At 36.4% G+C, this 22,375-nt stretch carries 18 protein-coding genes; 8 read left to right on the forward strand and 10 right to left on the reverse strand.

Annotated features, from left to right (window positions below; genetic code table 11):
- Positions 1-10: 10 nt before the first annotated feature.
- The 7 genes from I8T81_RS08510 to I8T81_RS08540 all read left to right on the forward strand — a co-directional run bounded on the left by I8T81_RS08510 (position 11) and on the right by I8T81_RS08540 (position 10,401).
- Positions 11-1,033 carry a proline racemase family protein gene (locus I8T81_RS08510; protein ID WP_198072588.1) on the forward strand — a complete coding sequence of 341 codons (1,023 nt, stop codon included), beginning with the start codon at positions 11-13 and terminating at the stop codon, positions 1,031-1,033.
- Positions 1,034-1,068: 35 nt separating this feature from the next.
- Entirely contained in the window at positions 1,069-1,782 is a 714-nt protein-coding gene (locus I8T81_RS08515) for a GntR family transcriptional regulator (protein ID WP_198072589.1), read from the forward strand.
- A 618-nt stretch (positions 1,783-2,400) separates the two neighbouring features.
- Positions 2,401-3,915 (forward strand): alanine/glycine:cation symporter family protein, encoded by a 1,515-nt coding sequence (locus I8T81_RS08520; protein WP_198072590.1) that lies wholly within the window; start codon positions 2,401-2,403, stop codon positions 3,913-3,915.
- Positions 3,916-4,017: 102 nt separating this feature from the next.
- Positions 4,018-5,187: a hypothetical protein gene (locus I8T81_RS08525; RefSeq protein ID WP_198072591.1), complete on the forward strand. Its 1,170-nt coding sequence runs from the start codon at positions 4,018-4,020 to the stop codon at positions 5,185-5,187.
- A 41-nt stretch (positions 5,188-5,228) separates the two neighbouring features.
- A complete protein-coding gene (locus tag I8T81_RS08530; RefSeq protein ID WP_320158903.1) occupies positions 5,229-8,681 on the forward strand; it encodes a pyruvate carboxylase in 3,453 nt (1,150 codons plus the stop codon).
- A 217-nt stretch (positions 8,682-8,898) separates the two neighbouring features.
- Positions 8,899-9,825, forward strand: coding sequence for a LysR substrate-binding domain-containing protein (locus I8T81_RS08535; RefSeq protein ID WP_198072592.1), 927 nt, complete (start codon positions 8,899-8,901; stop codon positions 9,823-9,825).
- Positions 9,826-9,930: 105 nt separating this feature from the next.
- Positions 9,931-10,401 carry a PaaI family thioesterase gene (locus tag I8T81_RS08540; protein ID WP_198072593.1) on the forward strand — a complete coding sequence of 157 codons (471 nt, stop codon included), beginning with the start codon at positions 9,931-9,933 and terminating at the stop codon, positions 10,399-10,401.
- 50 nt (positions 10,402-10,451) lie between these two features.
- Here I8T81_RS08540 and I8T81_RS08545 read toward each other — a convergent pair whose 3' ends face one another.
- The gene (locus tag I8T81_RS08545; RefSeq protein WP_198072594.1) at positions 10,452-11,627 is read right to left on the reverse strand and encodes a YbfB/YjiJ family MFS transporter; all 1,176 of its coding nucleotides are present in this window, start codon (positions 11,625-11,627) and stop codon (positions 10,452-10,454) included.
- 107 nt (positions 11,628-11,734) lie between these two features.
- Here I8T81_RS08545 and I8T81_RS08550 point away from each other — a divergent pair, with 107 nt between their 5' ends.
- Positions 11,735-12,646, forward strand: coding sequence for a LysR substrate-binding domain-containing protein (locus I8T81_RS08550; protein WP_198072752.1), 912 nt, complete (start codon positions 11,735-11,737; stop codon positions 12,644-12,646).
- Positions 12,647-12,682: 36 nt separating this feature from the next.
- Here the strand turns inward: I8T81_RS08550 and I8T81_RS08555 are convergent, their stop codons facing one another.
- The 9 genes from I8T81_RS08555 to I8T81_RS08595 form a co-directional block, all read right to left on the reverse strand.
- Positions 12,683-13,867 (reverse strand): aminotransferase-like domain-containing protein, encoded by a 1,185-nt coding sequence (locus I8T81_RS08555; RefSeq protein ID WP_198072595.1) that lies wholly within the window; start codon positions 13,865-13,867, stop codon positions 12,683-12,685.
- Positions 13,868-13,980: 113 nt separating this feature from the next.
- On the reverse strand, positions 13,981-14,370 hold the full coding sequence (locus tag I8T81_RS08560; protein WP_198072596.1) for a Rid family detoxifying hydrolase: 390 nt from the start codon (positions 14,368-14,370) through the stop codon (positions 13,981-13,983).
- A gap of 16 nt (positions 14,371-14,386) precedes the next feature.
- On the reverse strand, positions 14,387-15,679 hold the full coding sequence (locus I8T81_RS08565; protein WP_198072597.1) for an SLC5/6 family protein: 1,293 nt from the start codon (positions 15,677-15,679) through the stop codon (positions 14,387-14,389).
- Between the two features lie 122 nt (positions 15,680-15,801).
- Positions 15,802-17,058, reverse strand: a complete 1,257-nt coding sequence (locus I8T81_RS08570; protein WP_198072598.1) for a MalY/PatB family protein — start codon at positions 17,056-17,058, stop codon at positions 15,802-15,804.
- Between the two features lie 199 nt (positions 17,059-17,257).
- Positions 17,258-18,205: a LysR family transcriptional regulator gene (locus I8T81_RS08575; protein ID WP_198072599.1), complete on the reverse strand. Its 948-nt coding sequence runs from the start codon at positions 18,203-18,205 to the stop codon at positions 17,258-17,260.
- A 121-nt stretch (positions 18,206-18,326) separates the two neighbouring features.
- Positions 18,327-19,520 carry an MFS transporter gene (locus tag I8T81_RS08580; RefSeq protein ID WP_198072600.1) on the reverse strand — a complete coding sequence of 398 codons (1,194 nt, stop codon included), beginning with the start codon at positions 19,518-19,520 and terminating at the stop codon, positions 18,327-18,329.
- 59 nt (positions 19,521-19,579) lie between these two features.
- Positions 19,580-20,593: a zinc-binding dehydrogenase gene (locus tag I8T81_RS08585; RefSeq protein WP_198072601.1), complete on the reverse strand. Its 1,014-nt coding sequence runs from the start codon at positions 20,591-20,593 to the stop codon at positions 19,580-19,582.
- Positions 20,594-20,604: 11 nt separating this feature from the next.
- The gene (locus tag I8T81_RS08590; protein ID WP_198072602.1) at positions 20,605-21,702 is read right to left on the reverse strand and encodes a flavin monoamine oxidase family protein; all 1,098 of its coding nucleotides are present in this window, start codon (positions 21,700-21,702) and stop codon (positions 20,605-20,607) included.
- Positions 21,703-22,368: a cupin domain-containing protein gene (locus I8T81_RS08595; RefSeq protein WP_198072603.1), complete on the reverse strand. Its 666-nt coding sequence runs from the start codon at positions 22,366-22,368 to the stop codon at positions 21,703-21,705.
- Positions 22,369-22,375 lie beyond the last annotated feature (7 nt).

Genomic DNA, 22,375 nt, shown 5'->3' on the forward strand with positions numbered 1-22,375 from the left:
AAGTGATGATATGCGTTGGGAAAAAACGATTCAACTTGTAGATGTTCACTGTGAAGGTGAGGTTGGAAAAGTGATTACTGGAGGGGTATTAAATATCCCAGGTAAGAGCATGGTTGAAAAAGTTAATTACTTGAACGAGGTGGATGATAGTTTACGCCGCTTTGTTATCCAAGAACCTAGAGGATGTTTACAGATATCTGTAAATTTATTGCTACCTCCTACAGTTCCCAACGCAGATGCTGCTTTTGCAATTTTTCAAGCAGATAAGACTCACCCAATGTCTGGTAGTAATTGTATTTGTGTGACAACTGCATTGCTTGAAATGGGTATAGTAAAAATGCAGGAACCAGTCACAAATGTTGTTTTAGATACAGCAGCCGGATTGGTTACTGCAAAAGCTCAGTGTAAAGATGGGCGCTGTGAAAGTGTCACCTTAGAAATGATGCCTGCATTTGTAGAACAGTTAGATGCTGAAATAGATGTCGAACCATTCGGGAAAATCAAATTCGATATCGCTTTTGGTGGTGTTTACTATGCGCTTATTAATGTTGATCAAGTTAATTTAACCATTTCACCTGATAATGCTCGTAAATTAGCAACACTAGGTATCGAGCTTAGAAAACTCATTAATCAACAGTTTAATGTTCAACATCCTATTTATTCTGATATTAATGAAATTGCTTACGTTATGTTTAGAAATCAATTGGATGAAAAAACAGTTCAGACGTGTACAACTTTACCACCTGGTCGTGTAGATCGCTCTCCTTGCGGAACAGGCAGCTCTGCTAATTTAGCTACCTTAGCAAAACGTGGACTTGTCCAACCAGGGGATGAATTAATTTCACAATCAATTATTGGCGGACAGTTTAAAGTGAAGTATGCGAGTAATGTGCAAATTGGCGATAAATCTGCGATTATTCCTAATATTACTGGCCGTGCATGGCTATATGGTATTCATCAACTTGGTATTGACCCAACAGACCCATTATCAGAAGGTTTTATGGTAAGTGATACATGGGGAGAAGGTATATAATTAAATTAAAGTTAGAATTGGATAAGGCCTAGCCTATGAATAGTTTAGTAAAAAAAGAAACAGACGGGGTAAAGAAGAGACATAATGGTAAGTATGTCTATGATCAACTCCGTGAAGAAATCTTAACTTTAAAGCTAAGACCGAATACTCAACTTGATGAAATTTCACTTGCTGAGAGGTTTGAGGTTTCACGTTCGCCTGTTCGTGATGCGCTTGCACGTCTTGTTGCTGAAGGTTTGGCAATGACATTGCCGAATAGAACGACAATTGTTCGGCCGTTTAATTTACAAGATTTTTCAAAATATATTAGTGCTTTAGATCTTTTACAGCGTGCTGTAACACGTTTGGCAGCAGCCAATTGTACGCATGATGATATACAAAGAATTAAAGATATTGATACTGTTTATGTGCAAGCAGCAAGAGAAGGTAACTATCAACTAATGCTTGAACAAAATAAGCAATTACATCTTGAGATTGCTAAAGCAGGACGAAATCCATTTTTAATTGAATACTATGAGCGGCTATTAGAAGAGGGCCAACGACTATTCTATTTACATTTTGATCATCTAGCTAAATCGACTAGTTTTGATAATTTGGAAAGTGATCATTTAAGCCTAATAGAAGCGATAGCTAATAAAGAACTGGATAAAGCTGAAAGTGAGGCACATGCCCACACCTTGCTTTTTAGGGATCGTTTTATGGAACACATGAAAGAAAACTTAATCGATCAGATAAGCGTAGCAACTTAAAAAATATTCAGCAAATCTATCTAATAACTAAAGCCAATAAAGATTGTTTTCGATGATCTTTATTGGCTTTTTTTGTCTAAAAAACATTAACTTAAGTGGTTTTTTTATTTGTTTATTTTTTATCTTTTTTCATTGACAAGTAATAAAGTTCGTTATATTTTTAATGTATGCAATATTGTACACAACTTAAAATGGATGAAAAACTAAGTTTGTACTTATAGAAAGTTAGCTATTGGGATGAATCTAATAGTGAAATTTCAAAAGCATTTGATGCATTCAAGTACGCATATCAATTTGAGATACGAACCTTGGATTAGTCATAAAGGGAATAATTATGAGACAAAATCTACTTTCAAACCAAGTAAGTACAACTGCAAAAGTCTTAAGACTATTTTGTCATGGCCTAAATCTAGAAGAGTATTTCAGGAGCTAAAACGAATAAGAAGGATATAGCGACTAGATAAGGAAGTTTTCGATTGTGCCATTTTAGTTCTACTAAATAGTAGTTATGGCATATAGCTCAAATATACATATACATGCATTATGTAGGGTTCTTGCATCTTTAAAAAAACTGAACCCTGCTTAATTCGTATAAGGAAATGGAATAAGGTAACGGGAATGGAACAATTAATACATACCATAGTTGGATATCTATGGAGCGATACGCTAGTTTATTTGGCGCTTGGTGTTGGCATTTATTTTACGTTTATTACTCGAGGTGTTCAATTTCGGTACTTTCGCGAAATGTTCCGTGTAATACGTGAGAAAAAAGAAGATAGTTCGGGAATATCGCCAAGACAAGCACTATTTATGGCATTAGCTGGACGTATTGGTGTTGGAAATATTGCAGGGGTAGCTTTAGCTGTTGGTATGGGCGGTCCAGGTGCAATTTTCTGGATGATTATAATGGGGTTTCTTGCCGGCGCATTAGCTTTCAGTGAATCCACAGTGGCTCAGTTATATAAGTTTAAAGAAGGCGATCAATATTATGGTGGTGTCCACTACTATATTGATCGTGGATTAAAACTTAAGCCTTTTGCAGCTATAGCCGCAGTCGTATTAATTATTTCTTATACGGTTATGATGCCTGGTATTCAAATGAATACGATTGCAACTACATTTAAATCTACATTCCATATCCCTCCCTATATCTCTGGTATTGTGGTGACTATTGGGATCGGATTAATTATTTGGGGTGGTGTAAAAAGTATTGCTCGTGCAGCTGAAAAAATTGTACCGACTATGTCTGGTTTGTATGTTTTAGCTACAGTGGTTTTGCTCTGTGCACATTATGATCAGATCCCTGAAACTTTTGCTTTAATTGTAAAAAGTGCATTTGGAATGGATGCAGTTTTTGGTGCAATTATTGGTCAAGCTGTGAATTGGGGCGTACGTCGTGCCGTTTTTGCAAGCGCTGCGGGAGCGGGGGAGTCTACTTTTGCATCAGCTGCTGCGATGACTTCACATCCAGTAAAACAAGGCTTAATTCAAGCATTCTCTATTTTCTTTGAAACCGCATTAATTTTAACAAGCTCTGGGTTAATGATCTTAATTACCGGAATGTATAACGTTACACCTCCTGGCAGTACGTCACCGCTAGTAGAACATGTACCAGGGGTAGCAGCAGGTGCTGAATGGACCTCTATGGCACTGCAAACTGTATTTCATGACGCTGGTGCTTGGTTAATTTCTCTAGCAATTTTAGTTTTTGCTTTCACAACATTAATGACCTATTACTATATTGCTGAGTCCGGTATTGCTTATTTTGATCGTCAAAATAAATATCCAATTTTTAAGACAATTGCTAAAATTGCTAGTCTTACCGCATTGTTCATGGGCAGTATTTCAAGTACTGAAACAATGTGGGCACTTGGTGATATCACTTTCGGCAGTATGGCCTATGTCAATCTCATCGCTTTAATTTTGTTAAGCAAACCATTATTGAAAGTATTAAAAGATTACGACAGACAGCGCAAAGCTGGAAAAGATCCTGTGTTTGACCCAAGAGAAGTAGGTATCAAAAATGCGACTTATTGGGAAGAATATGCTGATCAAAAGAAAGCTTCACTGATCACATCTCCTATTGAAAAGTCCGTTTCTGTAAAAAAAAACAGTAGTCGTAAAATAGCTTAAATGCTTCCCCTATGTAGATTTGAATAAGTCTAAGCACCCATCTCTCTTCTTTAAAAAGGAAATTAAAGAAGAGAATAATCTTGATATTAAAGGAAATATGAAATGTTAAAATGGAGAATCAATCTTCTTCTTGGCGGAGCTTTATCTACACTTTCACCTCATCTTTTTGCAGACACATTAAAATTTGGGGATGTAAATAGTGATTCTGGTGAAGTCTCAGTTTTCGGTTGGTTACGAGCTAATATTCAGGATAAAGACTATTCTGATAATGAGCACAAACTAAAGTTTGATGCAGCAAAAATAGCTGTTAAATACGATGCTAAGAATTTATTTGGAAACTTTGAATATCGTTGTTATCAATTCGATAAATTATGCGATTTTTCATCACTTGTTGATGCTAATTTAGGATACAAGTTCAATGAAAATAATAGAGTTACGTTAGGTGTTCAGGAAATACCTTTTGGTCCTGGGCGTGGCTGGTCTACGAGTTGGTATGGTGGTGTTTTAATTAATGCTGGTTTAGAGGATGTACATAATCTGGGAATCAGCTATTCAACAAAACCTTTTACGACTACTAAACTTGATGCAGCATTTTTTGCACGTGATGCGGGAAATTATACGGGTAATACTAAAGATTCTTCCCGTTATTCGGCTAACTATGTTGAGCCTGATAATGACAGTGATCCATATGTAAAAGAAAAAAATATGTTTATTGTACGGATTCAACAAGAAGTCCCTTTATCTGCGTATCCAGATTTAAACCTAAATGTGGGATCGTCTTATTGGTATTCAGACATTGAAAATAAAGATAGCTCTGAAACTGGTCACCGAAATGCTTGGGCTCTGTTTAGTAAGATAAATTATAAGAATGCAAATATTACGCTAACTGCAGGCAAAAATAAGGTTTCTAATCATGATGTTTTAGGTCGTGATTATTCCGTAATCGGTTCATTTGATAGTTCTTATAACTTAGCGAATGAAGGTGATTTCTATACCGCAGACATCAATTATGTTTTTAAGGATGTATTTTACGGTTGGTCTCTAACCCCCTATGCAACATACAGTGCTTTGCGTAAAGACCCTAAAGATTTTAAAACTTCTACCCGAAATATTTTTGGTGTTCAGGCAGATAAAGGGCATTTTTCTGTCGCTGCTGAATATATGCTCGGAAAAAATGACCCGTTTATAGGTGGAAATGCAGACTCTTTTGCCCAAGGGGATGATCAAGGGTGGAGTAGATTATTGAATCTTTTATTTTTCTATAACTTCTAAAAGTTATCAAAAAAAGATTTTCAGAAAGATTTATAAATTCGATGGTTAAAGAGATGATTAAACCTATTCAAAAAATACTAATTGCCAACCGTGGTGAAATCGCAATTCGAGTTATGCGTGCAGCCACAGAAATGGGCATCCGCACGGTCGCAATTTATGCAGAAGAAGATAAATTTGCCCTGCATCGTTTTAAGTCGGATGAAGCTTATCGGGTAGGCGCGGGCAAAAAACCAATCGCGGCCTATCTGGATATTGAAGATATTATCCGTATTGCACTTGAGGCAGGGGTAGATGCCATCCATCCGGGCTATGGTTTCTTGTCTGAAAACCCTGAGTTTGCCGAGGCCTGTAGCAAAGCTGGAATTCGTTTTATCGGTCCAAAACCGGAAGTAATGCGTCAGTTAGGCAACAAGGTAATGGCACGTAACGTTGCAATGGTTGCATGTGTGCCTGTTGTTCCTGCCACATCGGCACTACCGGAACGTATTGAAGACTGCCAGTTACTGGCCGCTGAAGTGGGTTATCCACTCATGCTCAAAGCGAGCTGGGGTGGTGGTGGTCGTGGCATGCGTGTGGTTGAAAATGAAAATGAACTCGAAGATGCAATTACTGTTGCACGTCGTGAAGCCAAATCTGCATTTGGCAATGATGAAGTCTATCTAGAGAAACTGATTCGCCATGCCCGCCATGTCGAAGTACAGATTTTGGGTGATACACATGGCAATATCGTGCATCTGTTTGAACGGGATTGTACTGTACAACGACGTAACCAGAAGGTCGTGGAGCGTGCACCCGCACCTTATTTGTCTGAAACGCAGCGCAGTAAAATCTGTGACGCTGCTTTAAGACTGGCTCGTGCGGTAGATTACACCCATGCGGGTACGGTTGAGTTCTTAATGGATGCCGAAACAGAGGACTTTTACTTTATTGAAGTTAACCCGCGCATTCAGGTTGAACATACGGTTACTGAAGAAATTACTGGCATTGATATTGTTAAGGCACAAATTCGGGTGACCGAGGGAGCTGCAGTCGGAGATGGCAGTAGTTTTATTCCACCACAAGAGCAGATCAAATTATTAGGCCATGCATTGCAATGCCGACTCACCACAGAAGATCCTAAAAATGGCTTTATGCCGGACTATGGACGTCTCACTGCATTTCGTAGCGCAACGGGTTTTGGGGTGCGGGTAGACAGTGGCACGGCCTATACAGGTGCTGTCATTACGCCATATTATGATTCTTTACTGGCTAAAGTCACGGTTCGCGGTGCAAGTGGTGATGAAGCCAATGCCCGTATGTTGCGAGCGTTACAGGAGTTTCGTATTCGTGGTGTCTCAAATAATCTGGCATTTCTTGAAAATGTGGTAACCCATCCTTTATTTACACAAGGTACTTGTACCACCCGATTTATTGATACCACGCCTGAATTATTTAACCTTAAACCTAAGCAGGACCGTGCGACTAAATTACTGGAGTTTTTAGGTGACATTACCGTCAATGGACAAAACGAACTCAAAGGGCGTTTACTTCCTGAAACTGTACCAGCTCTGGCACAGTTACCAACATTTAACTTAAACCAGCCTCTTCCGAGTGGCACCCGAGATCAGTTTAAATTATTGGGTGCAGAGGGTTTCTCAAACTGGATGCTAGATCAAAAGCGTGTATTGGTTACTGATACCACCATGCGTGATGCCCATCAGTCCTTATTTGCAACACGAATGCGTAGCGCAGATATGCTGGCGATTGCACCTTATTATTCCCATATGGCCAGTGAGCTGTTTTCACTGGAATGTTGGGGCGGGGCAACCTTTGATGTGTCGATGCGTTTTTTAAAAGAAGACCCATGGGAGCGTCTTGCTCAACTTCGTGAAGCAGTGCCAAACATTCTATTTCAAATGCTGCTTCGCTCATCCAATGCAGTGGGTTATACCAACTATCCAGATAATGTCGTCCGTCAATTTATTGCACAGGCCGCACAAGGTGGGGTCGACCTGTTCCGTGTATTTGACTCGCTCAATGCAGTCGATAACATGCGGGTTGCCATTGATGCAGTTCGAGAGTCTGGCATGCTGTGTGAAACAGCAATCTGCTATACCAGCGATATCTTCGATAACAACCGCAGATATAACCTTAACTACTATGTCGATATGGCAAAGCAACTGCAAAAAGCAGGGGCTAATATCCTTGCCATTAAGGATATGGCCGGTATTTGTAAGCCAGCTGCAGCACGTGAGCTGATCAAGGCATTGAAAGAAGAAACCGGATTGCCGATTCATTTTCACACCCATGATACTAGCGGTATTGCTGCGGCCAGCATTTTGTCTGCCATCGATGCTGGTGTTGATGCAGTTGATACCGCCATGGATGCCATGAGTGGTCTAACGTCACAACCGAGTATGGGCTCGGTGGTTGCAGCCTTACAAAATACCGATCGTGATACAGGACTGAACCCTAACAACCTGCAACAGCTTTCTACTTACTGGGAAGGTGTACGCCATATCTATGCACCGTTTGAGGCAGATATGCGTGCGGGTACGGCCGATGTTTATCATCATGAAATGCCGGGTGGACAATATACCAACTTACGTGAACAGGCTCGCTCCTTAGGCATTGAAGAACGTTGGTCTGAGGTTTCCGATGCCTATGCACAAGTCAACTTATTGTTTGGCGACATTGTGAAAGTTACCCCAACGTCTAAAGTGGTGGGTGATATGGCTTTATATATGGTGTCGAATAACCTTAATTCAGAAGATATTGAAAACCCGAAGCTTGAGATTGATTTCCCTGAATCGGTAGTTTCGCTATTTAAAGGTGAGCTAGGCACACCAGCACATGGTTTTCCAAAAGAGTTACAGCACAAGGTGTTAAAGGGTGCAGTCCCGTTAAGTGATCGCCCAGGAGCAGTTATGCCACCAGTCGATTTGGCAGGTGAAAAAGCAATGCTTGAAAATATGTTCGGTAAACAACTGACCGAACAGGAACTGGCGTCATATTTGATGTATCCAAAAGTCTTTACCGACTTTATGAAGCACAAACTGAAATATGGCACGGTATCAAGCATTCCATCTTCAGCCTTCTTTTATGGTTTAAAAGAGCAAAGTCCTGTTGAAATTGAGCTTGAACGCGGTAAGACACTGGAAATAAAATTGCTGGGCCGTTCAGAAGCCAAAGATGGCGTGATTGATCTGTTTGTAGAGCTGAATGGTCAGTTGCGTCTGGTTCAGATTAAACAGGCAAGCCAAAAAGAAGTAACGGCTCATCCGAAGGCAGACCCGACAAATCCGAAACATATCGGTGCTTCGATGCCGGGCATGATTAGTACAGTACCTGTGAAACTGGGTCAGTCGGTCAAGAAAGGTGAAACCTTATTTACCATTGAAGCGATGAAGATGGAACTTGCCATTAAAGCTGATCAGGACTGTGTGGTTCAGGAAGTCTTAATGAGTGCAGGTAAGCAAGTTCGAAATATGGATTTGGTTTTGATATTAAGTTAAAGTGAAAATATTTCATCCTTAATGTATGAAATTTTATAAATAATTGAAATTATTGGTCTAATTCTAATTTTAGACAACTTGTTTTTCATTTTGCAAGTTGTCTTTTTTATATAAAATTGAAAGAAAAAACTAATTAAAAATATATTTATAGACAAGGCTTTTTAATAATTAAGATAATATATAGTATGTTCTTAATCAAAAGAAAATCTTTATCTTTATGAATAAACCGATTTATTTAAATGCTCTAAAAGCTTTTGAAGCAAGTGCTAGATATAAAAGTTTTTCTGAAGCAGCTCTAGAATTAAATGTTACTCCGGCTGCAGTAGGACAATTAGTAAGATCATTAGAAGATTATTTAGGTTTTCCTTTATTTTATAGACAATCAAAAGGAAAAAATAGATTAATTACCACTGAAGTGGCGGAAATGGCATTATCAGATATACAGGCTGGTTTTGATAAACTAGCTATTGGATTAGAAAAACTAAAATTAGGTAGTTCTACTGGTGTTTTAACTGCTACAGTTAGTCCTGCATTTGCTACGAAATGGTTACTACCAAGAATAGATCAATTTCAGAATAAATGGCCTGATTTAAATGTGCGGTTAGATATGAATCTTAAGACTATAGATTTTTTATCAAATAAAATTGATATAGGGATAAGATATGGAGAGGGGAGTTGGGATGATTTAGATGCAATCAAAATTATGGATGAAGAAGTTTATCCAGTATGTTCACCTAGTTTTCTGCTGAACCGAGATTCAAAATTTTATTTAGAAGATTTATTAACAGAAACTCTGATTCATGATCAATCGATGGAGGCTCATTCTAAATTCCCTACATGGGAAAAATGGTTAGAAGCAGCTGGATTTAAGTCATTCCATAATAAACGTAATATACAAATGAATAATTCTGCTGCTGTTTTACAAACAACTATAGATGGTCATGGGATCGCATTAGCACGGAGTGTAATGGCACAGGATGATATCTATGCTGGTAGATTAATCAGACTTTTTCCAAATATTAGTTATCAATCACCATTAGCGTACTATATCGTTTATCGCCATGAATTCTCTCATTTACCTAGAATTTTAGCTTTTAAAGATTGGATAATTCAAGAAAGTTACAAATTTAGTAAATTAACTTAATGAGATAGTGTTTAAATAGTTAATGTTATATATTAATATGATGTGATATTAAAAAATTTATATTAATTAAACATAGTTAAAAATTGGTTAACGATAGGTCATATTATGCAAGGAAATGCATTTCAGGATCTCTATCCTGAGGAATATAGTCACTGTTTTGGATGTGGTCGTAATAATAAATATGGCCATCAGCTAAAAAGTTTTTGGAGTGACGATATGAATTTTACTGTTGCTAAAATAACGCCATCCAATATTTATACTGGAGGTGTACCAGACCACCTTTATGGTGGGCTCATCGCATCTTTGTTAGATTGTCATGGTGCTGCATCAGCTGCAGCCTTCAAAAGTTTAAATATCGGTAATAAATTTGATGGGTCAGAACCATTAGTTAGATTTGTAACTGGGACTTTAACAGTTAGTTTCAAGAAACCAACACCTACAGAATGTGAATTAACAATAACAGCAAAATTAATTTCTATAGAAAATAGAAAAGTAAAGGTTGAACTTGCTTTATTAGCAAATGACATAATATGTGCCACAGGTGAGATGTTAGCAATTCAATTAAAAGAGAATTAAGAATAAAAACAAGCTATTTATAAGTAGCTTGTTTTATATTTCTATAAATTTTATCGAGAAAGAGTTCTAGTATTTGATACACTTGTAAACCATATTAATTGTATGGTACCTATTAATAAGACAATTGATGCGAGTATAAATTGTTGATTATATTCAAGCCCAATTTTTTGTAAGAAACTAAAACAAATTCCGCCAACTAACTGGATTAAAGCAAAACTTAAGGTGGCTACACTCCAAAGTTTTTTATAGGAAAGTCCATATAATTGTAGAATGGTGTAGGAGGTTAAAAATACAACAGCTGGATTAAGTAATCCAGTTAGGAATGAAGATAAAAAAGCAAATATATGATTGTAGCTAAATATAGCTAATAAAATAGCTATAACATAAAAACTATATAAAATTTTCAGTGTAATAAAATTTCCAAGTTTACGTGCTAGAAGGTAGGCGATATAAGCACCTAGTGCACTTCCTGTACCATATAAAATCCAGTTTATATTTACTAGAATTAAATTTATTTTTAATTTATGGCTTAAATAATCAATCCAGAACAATGAATGAGGTATATATGCAAATGCACTCGAACTATATGCAATGAGTAAGCTATAAAATGGAGTCCCAATTTTTGTGGAATTATCATCTATTTGTACTTTCTCAAATAATTGATGTTTAAAAAATTGTAATAAATAACTCAGAGCAATACATATTATAAATGCAAAAGTACTAAGTACGCGCCATGCAGTTTGAATAGATAAGCGATCTAAATAAGGTAAAAATAGAGTTGCTAGTAAAACTCCTATACCTATTCCACTAAAGCCAATAAAATTTATTTTAAAGCGATCTTGTGGTGCGGCACATTGTGCAATAACACTTGGAGATAAGATCATCAATAACCCCCCACTAACCCCTGAAATTATGCGCCAGAAGATATACCATAATTCATCAAAATTTGAAAAAGAACAACTGATTAAACTTATCACCCCAAAAATAGCTGCACCTTGAATAATATTACTCATGATTTTTGTTTGTGGTAGCCGCATTGCTCCAAAAGCACCAATTAAATAACCTAATAAGTTTGCACTACTCAGTATGCTCGCAAAATCTTGGCTCCAACCGAATGCATCTCGTGTAGAGGGTAAGAGAGCTGTATATGAAAATCTTAAAATACCGATACCTAGGCACATACTAAGACAAAGAAAAACACTTAGTCTGATTCGAGATGATTGCATACTCTGCTCATATCCATTTCTTTATAAATTTTAGATATTTTTTATATATTTGGGTTATTAATCAAATGATATATAATTGGTATTCTCTAAAGAAAATCTTTAATGCAATGGATATTCCTAAACATTTAAATGCACTGAAAGCTTTTGAAGCAAGTGCTAGACATCTAAGCTTTTCAGGCGCTGCTCAAGAATTAAATGTTACTTCTGCTGCAGTTGGTCAGTCTGTGCGTACATTAGAAGAATTATTAGGGGTTACCTTATTTTATCGTCAATCAAGTGGTAAAAAGAGATTAGAATTAACGGCTCTTGCAGAACAAATTTTACCTGATATTCAAATTGGATTTGACTATCTAAGTAAAGCAGTCAATAAGGTAAAAATAATTGATACAGAGCAAAAGTTAACAGTAGCTATTAGCCCAACATTTGCGAGTAAGTGGCTATTACCTCGGATTAATCGATTTCAGCAAGTGCATCCTGAAATCGAAATTAATTTTGATACTGACTTAAAGCCAGTTGATTTTAATAGTCACTGCATTGATATTGCAGTTAGATATGGGACGGGACATTGGTCTGGCCTAGTTGCAGAAAAATTAATGGAAGAAGAAATTTTTCCTGTTTGTTCACCTAGTTTTTATCTGAATTATCAATCTCAATTAAAAGATATTAAAAATTTATTAGATCTTCCTTTAATACATTGTTTATCAATGGATAATGATTCTGGTTTTATTACTTGGGATAAATGGCTTAAATCGAATTATATTATGGGGGAATATAATCAAACAGGTTTTAAAATAAACAATTCAGCTGGGGTGCTCCAATTAGCCATAGATGGGCACGGTATTGCATTAGCCAGAAGCGTGATAGCTTGTGACGATTTGAAAAAAGGTAAATTAGTTCGTCTTTATCCTGAAATAACCTGTATTTCACCGTTAGCTTATTATATTGTTTATCGCGAAGAATGTTGTACGTTATCTAAGTTAATCGCATTTAAAGAATGGTTGATTCAAGAAAAGAATTAGATAAAGTACTGACTACAATACTTTATCTATAGTTATTTAGATTAAAGCATTTTTAAGCCGTTTAACGGCTATTTCAATTTGTGATTCAGTTGCAGTGACATAAGATATACGTAGTGTTTTTTTATCTGGAGTTTTATTGTAAAAAAATTCCCCAGGTACATAGACTACACCATGTTTAAGTGCTTTATTGAGCCAACGCGTTGTATCGAAATCATATTTAAAAGATGACCATAGGAACATTCCTCCGAGAGGCTTATTAAAACTTAAATGTTCACCCATTTCTTTATCCAATATTTCACATAGTAGATTACACTTTTGCTTATAGTGTTTACGAATCAAATTAATTTGGTTTTCTAGCCGCCCAGTTTGAATATATTGGTGAATTAGAACTTGGGAGAAGGAACTACTATGTAAGTCGGTAGCTTGTTTTAAATTGATCACTTGTTGTTTTATCCATTTAGGAGCAATTAACCAACCAATCCTTAAGCCTGGTGCTAAAATTTTAGAAAAAGTTGATGTGTGTATGATGTTTTCTGAACATCCTAATTCTGTGGAATACTCGTGTAGGGTTTTGAAGTAGCGATCTGTAAAATTAATTTCACTATAAGGATCATCTTCGAATATTAAAAAATTATATTTTTTAGATAATTCTACTAATCGTTTTCTACGTTTTTCACTTAATGTTACACCACTCGGATTACTAAATGTTGGAACGATATAGATTGCTTTAATTGTAGTTGTTGCTAAAAGAGCTTCTAACTCATCTATTTTCATACCATCTTGATCAGTCTCTATAGAATGAATGTCTGCTTGGGCTAATTCAAAGACCTGTAAAGCAGCTAAATAAGTAGGTCGTTCAACTACAATTTTATCCTTAGGGTTAATTAAGGTACGCGCTAAAAGATCAAGAGACTGCTGAGATCCAGAGGTAATTAAAATATCATCAGGTTGACATGAAATCCCTCGTTCTTGGCATAAATCACGGATTGTATAACGTAACAAAGGATAACCTTCACTCAAGCCATATTGAAATGCTTCATTAAATTGGGAGTTCATAACCGCCTCTAACGCAAGATTCAGTCCTTCATTATCAAATAACTCAGGATTAGGAATACCTCCACCTAAAGATATAACATCATGCATTTTGCTATGTTGTAATAACTCTCGTATTGCTGAAGACTTTAGAGATTGAACATGATCTGCCAAAAAATTTATAGACATTAAGCAGTTCCTCTTTTTAAGAGTGGGATGAGCTATTCATGAGCAATAATATTCGGATTTATTTCTACGAATAACTCAAGTATGATTTACTGAATTGGTAGATAAATATTTATTTATAATAAAGGTTGCTGAGGAATATAAGCTGTAACTTCTATCTCAATTAATGCTTGTCTTGGTAGTTCATTTACTGCTATACAAGATCGACTAGGTTTTGAAATAAAATATTTTTCATATACTCTGTTAAATTCAGTGAAATTACACATATCAGTTAGATAACATGTGGTTTTGAAAACAGAATCAAAATGAATACCTACTTCATCTAATATAGCTTGTATATTCATAATAACCTGTTCAGTTTGCCCACTAATATCCTTCGTTTGAATCTCACCTGTAGTAGGATCAATAGGAATTTGACCTGAGCAATATAATATATTGTTTATTATTGTTGCTTGTGAATAAGGTCCAATAGCAGTGGGAGCATATTTTGCAGTTACAGTCTTCATATCTGTGTTACTCAATTTAGTATTTAAGGAATGTTACGAATGGGCTTAGGCACATTAATATGCCAATAATAAGTACAAAATAGGTGACAGGACCACGTAAGTCTTTTAGTTTCTCTTGGGAGAGTATGAGATATGCAGGAATGAGACAGCTAATAAACCCATAGGATGGAGCTCCAAAAACAAATATTTTGAAGATAGAAATGTTAGACATAATGAATAGCCACAATATAAGAATAATCACAAAGATAGCTATTAATGAAATTGTCTTCTCAGCAGTAGATTTATCTTTAATATATTTTTTAAAGGGGTGTTTTATAATTCCAAATACTGCTTCATGAACTGTAAGGAAAATCCCAAAGAAGGCTGTAACAATTGAAAATACATTAAGAATTAAGCTCATAATTTTAATTGTATTTCCGGGTAAAACTTTTGCAGCCAGTGCCAATGCAGAAATATTTTGTTTATAAGCACTCATTGCTTCAGTTTGACTAATTGACAAGGTGATGGAGCAGACATATAGCAAAACCCCAATCACTAAAATCGTATAAGTTACTTTGTGGACTCTTAAAATTTTATAAGTTGCAATATTTACATTCTCTTCACGACGTTTATACGCTAAATTCATTGGGTTTAGGATTTGTACAAAAAGTATTGAAAATATCGCAAATGGTAAGGTAAGCAAGCTATCGAGAAGTAATGGACCCATAGCTGGGATTGATGAAATGTTATTTAAATTCCAAGAGGGAATGGCAATGAAGGCTATACTAATAATGATGAGCATTTTAATAATAACCATTCCACCAGAAACTTTAAAAAGTAACTTTTCTCCTTTAGAAGCAATGAAAGCTAAAATGCTAATTAATGTTAAGCCCCACCACCAATGCGTTGAAATTAAACCTTGAGTAACTCCAAATGTTTGTAAATATGATGCACTATCATTGGTAAGTACCATTGAATATTCAACTAAGGATTTCATCATTGTGAGTAGATAGATGACACCAAGTACCATACCCCACCTACCACCTAAATACGATGCTATAATACTGATATAAGAATCTTTTTCATCACTTCTTACTACCGTTTGAATGAAAAGCTTCTGCAAATAGTATACTGCTGGATATCCAACAATAACCGATAGGGCAAAAACCCATACACCTTTTATACCAACTTGGATTGGGAAAAATACGATACCTGAACCAATCGCCATTCCTATGCATAAAACTACCCAACCTATATCGTAACGAGTAAAAGGAATAGATTTATTTTTGATAGTAATGATGCCATGTGTATTGCTATTTACTAAGTCCATTTTTATTTCCTTGTAATCACTTCCTATTCACTGGAAGAGAGTTTTTTATGAATAAACCGCCTATTATTTTTGCTCCTTCTTAATCCATGAAAAGGAGCGAGTTAGGTGTAATTGGAAATGTTTTAAGTATTTGTTTTAAATGTATTTACTGTATTAATAATTTCTTTAGTCGCGTGCTTAATGACAGATAATGGGCAAGCAAGATTAATACGCATAAAGCCATTTCCACCTAATCCGAATTTGATACCAGGGTCTAGCCAAACACGCGCTTCTTTTATGAATAGATCAATTAGTTGCTCATCAGTTAAATTAAGTTCGCGACAATCGATCCATAATAAATACAAAGAATCACTTTCTATGACTTTTAATGGCAAGCCGCTGTTTTGAATAGATTCACTAAAATAGTCTCGATTTTTTTTAAGATATTTCAATAATGCATCAAGCCATGGCTGTCCATAGCGATAAGCTGCTTCACAAGCTATTACTCCAAATGTGTTGACCATATTGTTGCCAGCTTTTGCACATTGTTGTTTAAATTGATCCCGTAAAACCTGATTTTGAATGAAAATATTTGAACATTGGAGTCCAGCTAAATTAAAAGTCTTACTTGGTGCGGTGCAAACAATAGTTTGATCTGCGATTGCATCGCTGATTAGTGGCAGAGGAATATGCTTTTTATTTGGGTTAAAAATGAGGTCTTGATGAACTTCATCTGAAATAATGATAATTCCATATTTTAGACAGATATTTGCCATGAGAGTAAGTTCTTCATAGCTCCAAACATTCCCAGTTGGATTGTGAGGATTACATAGAATGAATAGTTTAGTATCTGGGCGAATTGCTGCTTCAAATGCTTTAGCATCAAAGACATAGCGATTGTTACTTAGTTTAAGCGGGGCATTGGTAACAACACGTCCATTAGCTTCAATATCTGCATGAAAATGGAAATACACAGGAGATTGAATCAAGATAGAATCTCCAGGTTGTGTATAAGCTTGAATAGCCATATTTAAGGCATTTACTACACCTGGAGTTTGTACCATCCACGAAGCTTCAGGCTCCCAACCAAATTTGTTTTTCTGCCAGTTGATCACAGCCTCTCTGAAGCTTGCCGGTACATAACCATACCCATATACGCCAAATTGAGCATTTCTTATAATGTGTTCTTGAATAACAGGAGCAACCTTAAAATCCATATCGGCAACCCACATTGGCAGAGGGTTGTGAATTGAGTGCTCAGGTTTTAAGAAATCATTTGTTGAATCCCATTTCAATGAGCCAGTATGTACTCGATCAATTACTTCATCAAAATTAAATGGATCGGTCTGATAAGTTTCTAATTCATCGCCTTGGTTAGTAACCTTGTCAATATCAAACATATATAATATTCCTTATTGAATAAATCCGTGACTTACGGATTTATTCAATATTGCATTTATCCAGATGTAGAAGTAACGAAAAATAGGAAAATCACTTTTTCCGAAATGTCAAAAATAAGAGAATATAAAATATTGAGATAATGAATGTATCTGTCAGGGTGTTGAAATTCTTTTTTCAATGCGTATGGATTATAAATGATTAAAAATCAACTATCTTTTTATCTATTATTGATTGGTCCCAATAAGGAGTATCTCCAAAATGTTTACAAGCAAAATCAATAAAAGTACGAATAAGAGGGTTATTAAATTTTGATGGATAGTACATAGCATATAAGGTGTGAGTTTTACCACATTTATATTCTGGTAAAACTAGCTCTAAATTGTGACTACAAATATCTGAGTAAGCAATATAAGTAGGAAGACATGCAATACCTTGATGATCAATTGCTGCTTCTTTTAAAAGAATACTAGAGTTTGAAGCGATTTTACTTTTAATATTTATAATTTGATGCTCTTCATTTTTCTTAAATGACCATCCCCCTTCAATCAACATTGATGGGTTAATTAAGCAGTCATATTGGTTCAGATCTTTTGGATCATTCAGATTAGTATTTTGTTGTGCTATATATTCTGGGGATGCACAGTAAATCCAGTTAATATCGGCAATTTTTCTTGCTGCATATGCCCAATCTGATTTGGATGTAATTCGAAAGGCAATATCAATATCTTCTTCATTTAAGTTAATACAATGATCATCAAGAAAAATATCACATTGAACATCAGTATATTTTTTTCGATAACTATTTATAAGTGGAACAATGTGACTACAGCCAAAAGAAACAGGGCAACTAATACGTAATAAGCCTGTTGGTAAAGAAAATTGACGAATAGCATTCATCGTATCTTCTGCATCTATAATTAATGCATGAGATTTTTCGAGGAAGGCTTTACCAATATCTGTTAGGACTAGACTACGTGTTGTCCTTTTTATAAGAAGTACACCTAATCGCTCTTCAAGTTGAGAAAGGTTTTTACTTATTGCAGATGGAGTGAGGTGAAGTTCTTTTGCCGCTGCGGATAAACTTCCTGATTCTGCAATTTTTACGAAAATATTAATTTGAGTAAGGGTAGCTGAACTAAGCATCATATTAACATCCTTGTCGTATATGGTATTTCTGATGATTAGTTGTTTTATTTTCTATAAATATACAACTAATCATGTATTAAGCTTGTGAATTATTGGAAATGAGTCAGGTGTTTTACATTACTTATATGGTTGTATGCTGTTTAACCTGTTTTGAATGTAGCCATAAGAGTGAAAGAGTTGTTAAAACTAACCATGGTATTAACGCGATATTCATTGCTTTCCAGCCAAATAAGTCGAGTAAAGCACCAGCACTAAAAGAGCAGATTAAACCGACAATAAAAACAGTCATATCGTTAATAGCCTGTGCTTTGGCTTTTTCAGCTATGGTATAAGTTCCTGTTAATAAAGAGGTACTGCCAATAAATAAGAAGTTCCATCCCACACCTAATAAAACTAAAGAGACAGCAAAAGAGGCGAACTGAATACCTGAGAGGGCAAACCCAATGTAACAGGCAAATAATAAAAGACCTGCAAACATGATTTTAAGCACCCCAAAGCGAGCAATTAAATTTCCAGTAAAGAATGATGGTAGAAACATACCAAGCACATGTAGTTGAATGACTGTCGTAATCGATCCAAGTTCATGGTGTGAATGTCGCATGGCAATGGGTGTGGCAGTCATACCTAAAATCATGATGCCGTAACCTGTTACTGCACCAAACAGAGCAACTAAATAGGTAGGCTGAAAGACAATCTGTTGCCATGGACGGCCAGCAGTAAAGTCAGACTTTTGCTCAACGGTATCGGCAATGTGTAGGCTAGATAAAACTCCCATCGCAACAAATGAGATAATGCTAATAATTAAAAATGAACCGATATATTCTAAATGTTGGAATAAAGGCCCACCAAAACGAGCCAAAGTCGGGCCAATCAGTGCAGCAACAATTCCACCTGCCATAACCCAAGAAATAGCCCGTGAGCGGAAAGCATCATTTGCAACCTCACTGGCAGCAAAACGATAAAACTGGGCAAAGGATTGATAGGCCCCAACACATAGTGTACCTAAAGCCAGAAGCACAAGTGAACTATAAAAAATGCCGATTGATCCAATAATGCCACCGAGCACACCTAAGAATGCACCGCAAAGAAAACCACTACGTCTTCCTATACGTGCCATTAACATTGAAGCTGGGAACATCATTAAAGCTGTACCCAAAAACATAGATGCGATGGGTAGTGTTGCAAGTGTGGGGGTATTTGCGATATTTGCCCCAGCCAAACCGCCAATGGTCATGACCATGACAGAAACGGTTTGGAAAAGGGATTGGGAGCTCGCCAAAATTAACACTTGGCGGTGCATGGTGTTTTGAAGCATAGAAAGCCTGTAAAGTATTGAATTTTGAGATTAAGAAAGAGGGTTTGTTTGACATTCTTCTACATGGTCAGAACGACTCGAAATTGGGCCTGACCAGATTTCATTTTCAAATAGGCTTCTTGAGCTTGTTCTAATGGGTAAGTTTCAATGATGGCACGTGTGTTAGTTAATATACTGAAATCAAGGGCCTTTTCTATTTCATAAGGTGTTCCTGTGATTGCACCTTGAACTGTACGTTCTCCTCCAACTAAGGATGGGGCTGGGATGATGAGAGGCTCTTTACCTACGCCAACAATCATTAATTTTCCATGTGGAGCAAGGCCTGCAAATAAGTTGGATGTTATTTCACCATTGGTAATTGTCGATAAAATAACGTGTGCTTTACCTAGTTGTTGTAGTCTTTCAACAGAATTTTCTAGGTCGGTATTGATGTAGATATGTGCACCTAATTTTACTGATTGCTCAGCAATATCTTGCCCACGTCCAATAGCAACAACTCTAAATCCCATTTTTTTTGCATATTGAATAGCTAAATGACCTAACCCTCCAATACCAAATATAGCGACTAGATCACCTGCCTGTGCCCCTGATTTTTTTAGTGCATTGAAGGTTGCAATACCTGCACAAAGTAAGGGAGCTGCATCAACCGAACTCAACTCATCTGGAATGGCGACTAAACCAGTTTCTTTGGCAATCATCATTTCTGCATAACCCCCATCATGGGTACTACCCATAACAGGCTGGTAATTGCACAAATTAAATAACCCCTGACGACATTCAGGACATTGATTACAATGTCCACCTAATCGACCTACTCCTACACGTTGGCCAATTTTCCATGGGCCCAAAGTATGATCTGCAAGAGCAATAATACGACCAACAACCTCATGTCCAGGAACACGTGGAAAGAAATTTGGATTACTATTTTCTACAGTCATCATGTCTGCACCACAAATGCCGCAGGCTTCTAGAGCGAGTAAAACTTCACCTGTTTGTGGTACTGGAATTTTACGTTCAACCATTTCAAGTAAACCAGTTTGATTCACTTGAAATGCTTTATATGTTGTCTTCAATTTTTTAATCCTTATTTGAAAATATTTCGATTGTTTTTTAAATGATGCAAAACACCTACAATTGCAGCATCTATTGCGCCAGCAAGGTAGCCTGAATACTGTTTTGACCATTCACTTGCAATTCCGATTATTTGGTCATCCCAGAGGGAAGTAGTAGATGTGATATCTGGTGAAAAAGAGTATGTTGAAGTTGAGTTCATCCAGTCTGCTTTTGTTGACGTGAATAAATCTGTTGACCAATCTTTAAGAAACGTTAGTTGTGGATTTTTGGCTTTATTTCCAAATAGTCGAACGAGTTGTGCTTGGCAATCAGTAAAAAGATCTTTTTTATCAATTTTGTGCCGTGTTACGGATGGAATACCTAAGAAGCCAAATAATGCAGCTTGATCATTGGGTATGGATGCATCATGAATTTCAACCAAAGGTCCAAGATTGCTACGAACCTGACCAGATAGACCATCTTGCTTCCAAAATGGTTCGGGGTAAATCGCAATATATTTGGCATGTGGTGCCATCCACGTTGCAGTTTCCTGCCATTGCTGTGAAATGGATAAAGGGAGTGCAGGTGTGAATTTTATTTTATGGCTAGCCAAACGTGGTGGAATAGCTAATAAAATAGAGTATGTTTGATAAGTAGTTTTTAACCCAGTATGATCTTGAGTGATCACTTCAATCTCATGTTTTTTGTGGCAAATGAGATCAGTAACTTCTTGCCCCATGATGATTTTATTGGCTGGAATTTTTTGCTTTAAAGCATAAATAAGATGATTCATTCCACCTTTAAGCCGAATTGAAGGAGTAGTCCGAGCATTATTGGGGAGACGGATTAGTGGTGCTTCGCGGCTTTGCTCAATAAGTAAATCACCATTTTCATCTTGTTCAAAAAAAGGTAGATTTAATTCATTCACCAATTGTATTAATTGGGAGTTCATTTCTGGCCAAATCCATGTTGCTCCTAAATCAAAGCCATGTGAGCTAAAGATGCGACCTCCTAAACGATCTCTTGCTTCTAATAAAAGATAATCAACAAAGTTTGCCTGTTCCAATAAATAGGCAGCATATAAACCGCTCAAGCCACCGCCAATAATAATAATTTTGGATTTAATCATTTAAAGATCACCTCCCAAATGCTCTTTTTTTATATATAGTGTGGCACCAGCAAAACCTGCATGGAAGTTGAGATGAGTTTTAGGTGGGAGTCGTATCCAACTACCAGCTTCATAGACCAGATGTTCATGACATAATTGACCATTAATAACTAGGATCTCGAATCCCTTTTCAGATTTAGCTTCAAAGAGTTGCTTGATATGTAGCCTTTCTAAATAAGTATGCTCGTAAATTGAGGTAACTAATGGACAAATCAAACGATTATTAATTACTTTCCATTGTTCAGGATCATTTGTATTGATACGTAAGGGTTCTTTTTCTGATGCAGGCATCTGCATTAACTTAACAAAAATTAATGCACCATTTTGACCGCTTGAAGAAGTATGAAATGAACCATGCGGATTACGTAAATACCAACCTGATGGATAATCTTGATGAGAGTTTTCCGTAAATGTACCTGACAACACCAAAATTTCTTCACCTTGGGGGTGTTGATGTTCTGGAAAAGTTGTTTGTGGAGCATATCGCACTAAACTTGTTGCTCGGGCGATTTCATCACCAATGCGGTCAAGCATAACTCGTTCAACCTCACCACCTGGAGATTTTACCCAATGATAATCTTGTGATCGGATAATAGAGATTTGTGAGAAATCAGCATTAATTAACATTGTAACT

This window comes from Acinetobacter seifertii (genome assembly GCF_016064815.1).
Classification (GTDB): domain Bacteria; phylum Pseudomonadota; class Gammaproteobacteria; order Pseudomonadales; family Moraxellaceae; genus Acinetobacter; species Acinetobacter seifertii.

Coding starts and splice junctions, on each gene's coding strand:
- I8T81_RS08510 (WP_198072588.1), top strand. CDS start 11: ATGCGTTGGGAAAAAACGATTCAACTTGTAGATGTTCACTGTGAAGGT.
- I8T81_RS08590 (WP_198072602.1), bottom strand. CDS start 21,702: ATGATTAAATCCAAAATTATTATTATTGGCGGTGGCTTGAGCGGTTTA.
- I8T81_RS08540 (WP_198072593.1), top strand. CDS start 9,931: ATGCAAGGAAATGCATTTCAGGATCTCTATCCTGAGGAATATAGTCAC.
- I8T81_RS08550 (WP_198072752.1), top strand. CDS start 11,735: ATGGATATTCCTAAACATTTAAATGCACTGAAAGCTTTTGAAGCAAGT.
- I8T81_RS08565 (WP_198072597.1), bottom strand. CDS start 15,679: ATGGACTTAGTAAATAGCAATACACATGGCATCATTACTATCAAAAAT.
- I8T81_RS08595 (WP_198072603.1), bottom strand. CDS start 22,368: ATGTTAATTAATGCTGATTTCTCACAAATCTCTATTATCCGATCACAA.
- I8T81_RS08520 (WP_198072590.1), top strand. CDS start 2,401: ATGGAACAATTAATACATACCATAGTTGGATATCTATGGAGCGATACG.
- I8T81_RS08530 (WP_320158903.1), top strand. CDS start 5,229: ATGGTTAAAGAGATGATTAAACCTATTCAAAAAATACTAATTGCCAAC.
- I8T81_RS08575 (WP_198072599.1), bottom strand. CDS start 18,205: ATGATGCTTAGTTCAGCTACCCTTACTCAAATTAATATTTTCGTAAAA.
- I8T81_RS08580 (WP_198072600.1), bottom strand. CDS start 19,520: ATGCTTCAAAACACCATGCACCGCCAAGTGTTAATTTTGGCGAGCTCC.
- I8T81_RS08535 (WP_198072592.1), top strand. CDS start 8,899: ATGAATAAACCGATTTATTTAAATGCTCTAAAAGCTTTTGAAGCAAGT.
- I8T81_RS08515 (WP_198072589.1), top strand. CDS start 1,069: ATGAATAGTTTAGTAAAAAAAGAAACAGACGGGGTAAAGAAGAGACAT.
- I8T81_RS08570 (WP_198072598.1), bottom strand. CDS start 17,058: ATGTTTGATATTGACAAGGTTACTAACCAAGGCGATGAATTAGAAACT.
- I8T81_RS08545 (WP_198072594.1), bottom strand. CDS start 11,627: ATGCAATCATCTCGAATCAGACTAAGTGTTTTTCTTTGTCTTAGTATG.
- I8T81_RS08560 (WP_198072596.1), bottom strand. CDS start 14,370: ATGAAGACTGTAACTGCAAAATATGCTCCCACTGCTATTGGACCTTAT.
- I8T81_RS08555 (WP_198072595.1), bottom strand. CDS start 13,867: ATGTCTATAAATTTTTTGGCAGATCATGTTCAATCTCTAAAGTCTTCA.
- I8T81_RS08525 (WP_198072591.1), top strand. CDS start 4,018: ATGTTAAAATGGAGAATCAATCTTCTTCTTGGCGGAGCTTTATCTACA.